Annotated in this window: 4 protein-coding genes; 1 reads left to right on the forward strand and 3 read right to left on the reverse strand. The window is 59.9% G+C overall.

Annotation, left to right across the window (positions count from 1 at the left end; translation table 11 throughout):
* Positions 1-24: 24 nt before the first annotated feature.
* The 3 genes from PL597_RS12705 to PL597_RS12715 form a co-directional block, all read right to left on the reverse strand.
* Positions 25-4,185: a translocation/assembly module TamB domain-containing protein gene (locus tag PL597_RS12705; protein ID WP_271365290.1), complete on the reverse strand. Its 4,161-nt coding sequence runs from the start codon at positions 4,183-4,185 to the stop codon at positions 25-27.
* 45 nt (positions 4,186-4,230) lie between these two features.
* Positions 4,231-6,156, reverse strand: coding sequence for an autotransporter assembly complex protein TamA (locus PL597_RS12710; protein WP_271365292.1), 1,926 nt, complete (start codon positions 6,154-6,156; stop codon positions 4,231-4,233).
* A 175-nt stretch (positions 6,157-6,331) separates the two neighbouring features.
* Positions 6,332-6,583: a YMGG-like glycine zipper-containing protein gene (locus tag PL597_RS12715; RefSeq protein WP_004443753.1), complete on the reverse strand. Its 252-nt coding sequence runs from the start codon at positions 6,581-6,583 to the stop codon at positions 6,332-6,334.
* A gap of 372 nt (positions 6,584-6,955) precedes the next feature.
* Between PL597_RS12715 and hemA the strand changes: the two genes are divergently transcribed.
* Positions 6,956-8,173 carry a 5-aminolevulinate synthase gene (hemA, locus tag PL597_RS12720; protein WP_142912987.1) on the forward strand — a complete coding sequence of 406 codons (1,218 nt, stop codon included), beginning with the start codon at positions 6,956-6,958 and terminating at the stop codon, positions 8,171-8,173.
* The last annotated feature ends 234 nt before the right edge of the window (positions 8,174-8,407 follow it).

Below are 8,407 nucleotides of genomic sequence, written 5' to 3' on the forward strand. Positions count from 1 at the left end.
CGTTACGCGCTCTTAGTGGAAATGCTAATACTCCTTCTCGTAAAATATGCCGGCTGCGCCTTCGCCATTGCCGCCCGCTTCTCCGCGCAGCTTCACGCCCCGCCCGACATCGAGGTTGATGATGGCTTTTGCGCCGGATTCGCCGCTTTGCTGCAGCTCGAGATACGTTCTTTCGTTGAGATATTTACCGGCGGAAACGCGGGCCTGCCCTTCGGAATCGGTCGAAATATCGAGGTCGTCGACACCGAGATTGCTTCTGAGCTTGTCAAACAGCGAAGTGGAACGTCCGCCGGCCAACTGTGCGGCTGCATCGGCCAGCCTCGCGATCTGCAAAGCCGAGAGTTTCGACATGGACTGGCCGAAGATCAGTTGCGCCATAACTTCATCCTGCGGCAAGGCGGGCGCGGAGGAGAAAGCAAAGGCCGGATCATTGGCGTTGCCGGACACCGACACAGTGACCGTGGTCGACCCCACCGTCGAGTCGGCCTTCATATCGAGAACCGGAACGAGGCCCCCGCCGAAGGTGATATTGCCGGTCGTGAAATCGAGGCGGCGGGTGAGGATTTCCAACCGGCCGCGACGCATTTCAAAGCCGCCCGAGATGACAGGAACGGCTGCCGTACCACGGATGGTCAGACTGCCGGTCAGTTCCGCATCAATACCGCGTCCGCGCACGAAGATACCGCTCGGTGCGTTCACCTGCAAATCGAGATTGATGGTGGACGAACTGCCGCTGCCGCCCTGATCGGCTCCGAGCGCCTTGGCCTGAGCGCGCACCTTCGGGGGGGCGTTCTTGTGCTTGACATCGATTTCCGTCAGCGAGGCCGGAAGTTTTTCCGGAATGGTGATGGCGCTTCTGTCCAGTGTCAGGTTGCCGCCCAGTACGGGGGAATTCAGCAGCGGGCCTTTCAGCGTCAGCGTGCCGCTTACCACCGTTGTCACCAGCGTGCCGTCATTATAACCGGCACGATTAAGAGTAATCGATATATCGCCGGGGAAACCTGAGCCACCGGCTATGCCGACGCTGCCGGTTCCCGAGATCGTGCCGCCGCCTGCCAGCTTGCCCGTTAGTCGCGAAATAACGGCGCGGTCGCGGTCGAAGGTGATGGTGGCGCCCAGATCGTTGATGGTCAGGTTCCGCCGCACGTCTGTCAGGCGCGTGCCATCGGTGGTAATGCTGCCGGTAACGACGGGTGCGGAAGCGCTACCGGAGATCTTCACGTCGATGGCGGCCGTGCCGTTGACGTCAAGACCCTGCGCTGCCGTCTGTGCTGCGACGGCGGAGAAGGGCAGCCTGCCGGAAAACGCCATGGAAAGCGGACGATTGCCGGCGATGCCGAGCGAGCCGCCGCCGGAAAGCGACATGCCGCCCTGGCCGGATACATTGGTGTCGATCTGCAAGGTGCCGCCGGCGAAACGACCGTTCGCCTTGATGCCGAGCGCAGCGAGCCCCGCCGCGCGTGTCTGCGCGACCTCGGCATTGGTCCAGTTCAGATTGTATTCGACCGCGGGGTTCGATGCTTCTCCCTTGGCCGTCACCGTGCCGGAGATGCTGCCTGCCGCATCCAGCCCGGCGGCGAAGGCATTTGCGAGACTGGCGGGCAGCGAACGGATATCGGCATTGATGTCGAGCGTCGACCCGGCGGTGCCGTTGACCTCGACGCGTCCTTCACCCGTGATGACGGTCAGATCGGAGATGCGGGCCGTGCCGTTCTGGATGGCGATGGTGCTCGGTTTTTCAAGGCGAACCGCAATGCCCTTGGGGGCGGCCGAAAAGGCGTCGACGCGCACCGTCATCGGCGATCCGCCGGTCTCGGCGCTGCCCTTCACCACCAGTGGCGCGTTGTCGTAACGGCCGTTGACGTCGAACTGCGTCGTGGTGCCGGAATGGCCGATGGTGGCATTCAGGCCTGATATAGCGGCGGCGCCGGCATTGACGCTATCGGCGCTGACCTTGCCATTGATGGCGAGAGCCTGAAGGTCATCGATGGAAATATCGGCGGCGAGCTTGGAGATCGTTGTTGTGCCCTGACGGATGCTGCCGCCATTGGCCTTGATCGTTGCGGCGATCCGGCCATTGGCGTTGCTCAGGGCGATATCGCCAGCAATATCGCCGTCCGCCTGCTGCGCGGCGAGGGCGGCGAGAAGGGCAAGGTCGGGGAAATTGAAGGAGAGATTGCCCGATGGCAGGAATTGCTGCGAGAATTGCAGCTGTCCGTTCAAGATATTCCGTCCCACTGCCACGTGCAGCTCGGGGATAGCCGTGCCGTTTTCGGTCTGCACCACATCGGCATTGGCGTCGATCTCCTGTCGGTCGAGACTGCCGCTGGCGGTGAGCTTTGCCTGAGGCGCGGCGGGATCGGCCTTGCCCGTTGCATTGACCTTCAGCGATTCGAGTGTTCGGCCGGCAAGGATTGCGCTTTCGGAACTCAGGGTGACGTTGAAATCCGGTGCTGTCAGCGCGCCGCTGGCCTCGATTGCAAAATCGGCGACGCCCTTCGCCTGTGGCGTCAGTTTTTCAAGAGCGGGAAATTTACCCGTCAGGCTGGCGCTCAATGTATCGTTTTCGAGGCCGACATTACCGGTTGCTTCGATCGTTCCCGACTTGACGACGAGGTTTTCAAGGCTGGTGCGTCCGCCGATGGTCACGTCGACATCGCCCTGGAGGGCGATGGTGGTGTCGAACTTTTCCGCGAGAACCGGTGGAAGGGTGGCGGGCAGCGCGAAGAGCTGCACGCTGGAGGTCAGGCGATTGCCGGCGAGATCGAAACTGCCGCTCAGCGTTCCGCCGACACTGGCGCTTTCCAGCGTCGCGCCATCAAAGCCTATGGCGGAAGAGGTGAGGCTGAGCGGCGCCTTGACGGTGAGGGGCGCCCGCACCAGCCGGTCGATATCGGGGCTGACGAAGGAGGATTGCGCCACGGACAGGACCGTCGCGATCGTGCCGCTGCGGTTGGCAATGTTGAGATCGGCGCTCTCGGCCGTCAGCTTGACGTCATCGAGCCTGCCTTGCGGCAGGGAAAGGCTGCGCAACGATACCGTCGTGTTGAGATGCGCGGCGTCTGCGCCACCTTTGAGGGAAAGATCGAGGCCGTTGATGAGGGCCTGAACCTCGCCATTCTCCAGCGGCCAACGAAAATCCACGGGGCCGGCGGTGCCGATGAGATTGGCGGCGAGATCGTTCTGACCGTTCGGATCGACCGTGCCTGACGCCGTCAACAGCAGGGTGCCGGTCTCCAGCGTGCTGCTGCCGATTTCGATGCGGCCCTGCGGGGAAAGCGCGGCGTTTGCGTCGAGCTTTGTCTCGCCGGCAAAAAGCTGGCGGAAGGCCGGAGGCAGAAGCAGATCGGGCTGACCACCGCCTGCAATTTCGATACGGCGGGTGCCATCATCAGCAAGAAGATGGCGGCCGGTGACGTTGACGACTTGGTTGCCGGCGACATTGCCGCGCAGCGTTCCTGTCCAGTTGGAAAGCGGGCCTTCGCCGTTGAGGTCTATCGCCACCGCAGGTGTTCCGGGAAGCGAAAGCAGCGTGGCGAGAAGACCGCCTTCGGGCTCCTTCATCTCCGCTTTCAGCTTCAGGACGTTTTCATTCGGAAGGAAGGCGATGTCGGCATTCACCTCCGCATCCGGCGCATTGAGCCGATGGGCGGTGAGCGATAGCCGCATATCGTCCTGCGCAGCCGTCAAACTGCCTTCCGCATTCAGGTCGAAGGGACGGCCGAGAAGCGGCGTGCCAAGGCTGATATCGGGAAGGCTGAAATTGTCGACGGCGATTTCGATCGGCAACGAGGAGTTACCGGAGCTTTTGGTCGATGTCTGTTCCGCCGCAAGCGGTTTGCGCTCGACATCGATCGATCCGGCCGAGACGCGGTCGGCATGGAAGGTGCCGGCAAGCAGCGAAAGCGGCGACCAGTCGACGGCGATCTGGTTCACGCGCGCATAGGGTCCCTGCCGGTCTGAAAGAGTGACATTGTCGAGCCGCAGGCGGCCGGTCAAAAGGCCGCTCGGGGGAGAAATATCGATTACCTGATCGGGTGTGGAAACGAGCGATGAAATCTGCTTTGCGGCAATTCTCGCGCCCATCGGCGTGAAACCGACGAACAGAACCGCAAGCAACACCAGCACCACGCCGCATAAAGCAGCGTAGCCCAGCCATTTCAGCAATCGAATCAACGTTTTCATAAAGGATAATCTACACTCTGTTGTAAGGGTGTTCGACTGCGGCGTTTAAAAAGACTGACCGATGCCAGCATAAATGCCGAAACTGTTGCCGCCGTCATATTTGTCGAGCGGCATGGCGACATCAAGACGCAGAGGCCCGAAGGGCGTCGCGTAACGCAGGCCGATACCGGCGCCAGCCCGGATATCGGAAAAATCAGGGGTCACCTCATCCGAAACCACGCCGGCGTCGATGAATGGCACGATGCCGATTGTATCGGTGACCGTGATGCGGGCCTCAATGGAGCCGACGACATAGGAGCGGCCGCCGGTCGCGTCGCCAGCGGCATTATACGGCGATATTTCCTGATAGCTGTAGCCGCGCACCGATCCGCCGCCACCGGCATAAAAGCGCCTTGTGGTGGGAATGTCCTGCAGATCGCTGCCGCCGACGAGCACGCCGCCGGAAAGCTTTCCGGCCATGATCAGCCGGTCTTCGGCGCCAATCCCCTTGTAGCCCGAGATGGAGCCTTCGAACGAGGAAAAGAAGGTGCCGTTCAGCGCTTCATAGCTAGGCTTGGCAGCCAGCGAGGCATGGAAGCCTTCGGTGGGGTTGAGCTTGTCGTCGCGTGTATCACGAACGAATTCCAGCGGGATGGAGGTGGTGAGGTATTCGTTTTTGCCGAATGCGTCTTCCGTATCGGCCCATTGCACCTCAAGGCCGGCTGCGGCTGTATCGGTATCGTTGAGCTCGTAGGCGAAACCGGCTGTGCCCGTCACTGTCTTGGCGTCGTATGTATCGGGGTGTTCGGTCTTGGCAATCAGGCTGGTCTTGAAGGTGGTTCGCGGATTGAACATGCCGGGCTTGGTGAAAGTAATGCCCGCCGAATAATCCATGCCATCGACGCTCGATGCTTCGGCGATGCGCGAAACCGAACCTTCGATACGCAGCGATTCCGCCTGTCCGAACAGGTTCCGGTGGCCCCAATAACCCTGAAGGCCGATGCCTTCCGTGGTTGAGTATTGTGCGCCGACGCCGAAATAGCGGTGCTTTCCTTCAGAAACCTCGATGGTCAGCGGAATGGTGCCGTCGCGCGCCAGTGTTCCCGCTTCCTTGATCGTCAGGCTGGAAAAGACGCCGAGCTGCCGCAGCCGGTCGGCGGCCTTGCGCAGTTTTTCCGGCGAATAGGGTTCGCCGCCATTGAGGCGCGAATAACGGCGGATGAAATCGCCGTCGACGGTTTTTTCACCCGTGACGGTGACCGTGCCGAGGGGCGCTACGGGACCGCCTTCAGCCGCCATGGTAATGTCCACCGTGTTCGTCGCGTGGTTGGCGACGGCCTCGCGTTTCGTCAGCTTCGCAAGCGGACGGCCTTCGGCCTTCAGGTCATCGATCAGCTTGTTGCCGGCGCGGATGATGGCGAGAGAACCGGCGTCACCCCCGGCTATCAGGCCGTATTCCTCAAGGTTACGGCCGGTCACATCGCCTTCCAGCCGTACATTTCCAAGTTTGAAAACCGGGCCGGGCGAAACCGTGATCACCACGGGTACGGGAGCGGAATGATCGAACACAGGATTGGGCGGCAGGCTATCCACATCCTTGCCGGCGACGGTAACATTGACGATGCCGCCATAACGGGCGTTTTCATAAAGCGCCGCGATCAGCCTGTCCCTGTCGTCTCTTGCCTTTATCAAAAGTCCGAGATCGCCGGAGGTGGGCTTGTCCTTGTCAGCCAGGAGGAGCGAGCTGTTTTCCAGGCTGTTTTTCAGGGATTTATCGGCGTCCCCGGCATCAAGCGTGACGGTGAATTTGACAGGGTTTATAACCTCCACTTCCGGTTCTTCCGAACCCCAGAGGCGCATGCCAAACAGTTTGAAGGCAAATGCATCACGGGTAAACGCCGGATACAGGGCGAACGTCACGGCGACCGCAAGCGCGGTGCCAGCTTTCCGATACGCAATACCTGTCTTCGGGTTAGTTCGTGTTCTTCGCATAAGCTGCTTTATGGTTGAGCCTTTATTGTCGCCCTAACCCGTTTCCTGTCCGTTAACAGTGCAATTTAATCATAAATAAACTGCTTTGAGGACCCTTGCGCTTGTGTTTTGCCTGCCATAACGCAAAAAGCCCCGGGTGACCGGGGCTTCTGTGCAACGGTATTTCGCGAAGCGATTAGCGGCAACGCGCCGTGTAACGCTGACCGTACTGGTCGCGATAATAGCAATAGCCCGGTTCGGAAGCATTGCCGATGAGGGCGCCGCCCACGCCGCCGATTGCTGCGCCTACTGCCGCACCACGAACGTTGCCAGTCACGGCGCCGCCGATGACCGCACCGGAAACGGCACCGATGGAAGCACCCTTTTCGGTCTGCGTGCAGCTTGCGAGCGACAGGCCGACCAGCGCAAATATGATTGCCTTTTTCATGAAACTCTCTCCAACGTTACAATGAGCTCTTGTGGCTCGGTAGGCGTCCCATATTTATCTGCGGCGACTGCTACCTCCGACCGCCACAGATAACTAACAATTCGATGTCGTTTAGGGAAGCCTCCTCTTTGCAGGCATTCCTCCGAGCGTAAATCGATTGTGCCCCAAACAACGGCGCGGCGCAAAAAAGGTTCCAAAAATCCGCTTTTTTGATGTGAATCAATTTTGCGCTTTTCATAGGCGCCTATAAACGCTTTATTGGAATGGTTCAAAACAACGGCGAATTGACGCAGACGCGGTTAATGTGGCCCGCAAGGGTTGACGGTCCCGGCGACGAGGCAGAAAACGATCTGGTCAATTCTGGAGCATGGCATGGACTTCGAGGCATTTTTCACGACGGAACTGCAAAGCCTGCATTCCGAGGGACGCTATCGCGTTTTTGCAGATATCGAGCGCCAGCAGGGCAATTTTCCCCGCGCCACACGGTACAACGCCAATGGCGAACGCAAGGACGTTACTGTCTGGTGCTCTAACGACTATCTCGGCATGGGCCAGAACCCCAAAGTCATCGAAGCCATGAAGGCCGCCATCGATCACTGTGGCGCGGGTGCGGGAGGCACCCGGAATATTTCTGGCACCAACCACTATCACGTCCTGCTGGAGCGGGAGCTTGCCGATCTCCACGGCAAGGAATCGGCGCTGATCTTCACGTCGGGTTATGTATCCAACTGGGCCACCCTCGGCACGCTCGGTCAGAAAATTCCAGGCCTGATCATTTTCTCGGATGCGCTCAACCATGCATCGATGATCGAAGGCATCCGTTACGGCCGCTGCGAGCGGGTGATCTGGAAGCACAACGATCTCGAAGATCTCGAAGCCAAGCTTAAGGCCGCCGATCCGAATGCGCCGAAGCTGATCGCCTTCGAATCCGTTTATTCGATGGATGGCGATATCGCGCCTATCAAGGAAATCTGCGATCTGGCAGACCGTTATGGCGCCATGACCTATCTCGATGAAGTTCACGCTGTCGGCATGTACGGCCCGCGCGGCGGCGGCATTGCCGAGCGCGAAGGCCTGATGGATCGCCTGACGATCATCGAGGGAACGCTCGGCAAGGCCTTTGGCGTAATGGGCGGTTATATTGCCGGATCCACGGCGGTCTGCGACTTCATCCGCTCCTTCGCCTCCGGCTTCATCTTCACGACGGCCCTGCCGCCGTCTCTTGCTGCCGGTGCCATTGCTTCGATCCAGCATCTGAAGGCGAGCCCCTTCGAGCGCGCCCGCCATCAGGACCGGGTGCGCAAGCTGCGTGGTCTTCTCGATGCACGCGGTATTCCGCATATGGACAACCCGAGTCACATCGTGCCTGTCATGGTTGGCGATGCCGCCAAGTGCAAATGGATTTCGGATATCCTGCTGGACAATCACGGCGTCTATGTTCAGCCGATCAATTATCCGACCGTGCCGCGCAAGACCGAACGTCTGCGCATTACCCCGACGCCGCTGCATAGCGATGCCGATATCGAGCATCTCGTCGGCGCGCTGCATCAGCTCTGGTCGCATTGTGCGCTGGCGCGTGCGGTGGCGTGAGGCCGCTGTTTGGATAAGAGTAGATCGGGGCCGCGTTTAAGCGGCCTCAGACCGCTGACAAACCCGTCGATATTTTCGGCGGGTTTTTTCTTTTTCGGGATGATGACGTTTTATTGTCGTCTTTTGCGGGTGAACGGGAGATAAGATGAGCCTCGTTTCCTCATCCCCAGGCGGGTTTGGGTGCTTTCGTGAGCGCCATCGCTATTTTCTTGATGTTCTGGGCGCTCGCGGCGA

This window comes from Agrobacterium sp. ST15.13.013 (assembly GCF_027956525.1).
GTDB classification, from domain to species: domain Bacteria; phylum Pseudomonadota; class Alphaproteobacteria; order Rhizobiales; family Rhizobiaceae; genus Agrobacterium; species Agrobacterium salinitolerans.

Excerpts from the sequence above, each read along its gene's own strand:
- PL597_RS12705 (WP_271365290.1), bottom strand. The coding sequence starts at position 4,185 with ATGAAAACGTTGATTCGATTGCTGAAATGGCTGGGCTACGCTGCTTTA.
- PL597_RS12710 (WP_271365292.1), bottom strand. The coding sequence starts at position 6,156 with ATGCGAAGAACACGAACTAACCCGAAGACAGGTATTGCGTATCGGAAA.
- PL597_RS12715 (WP_004443753.1), bottom strand. The coding sequence starts at position 6,583 with ATGAAAAAGGCAATCATATTTGCGCTGGTCGGCCTGTCGCTCGCAAGC.
- hemA (WP_142912987.1), top strand. The coding sequence starts at position 6,956 with ATGGACTTCGAGGCATTTTTCACGACGGAACTGCAAAGCCTGCATTCC.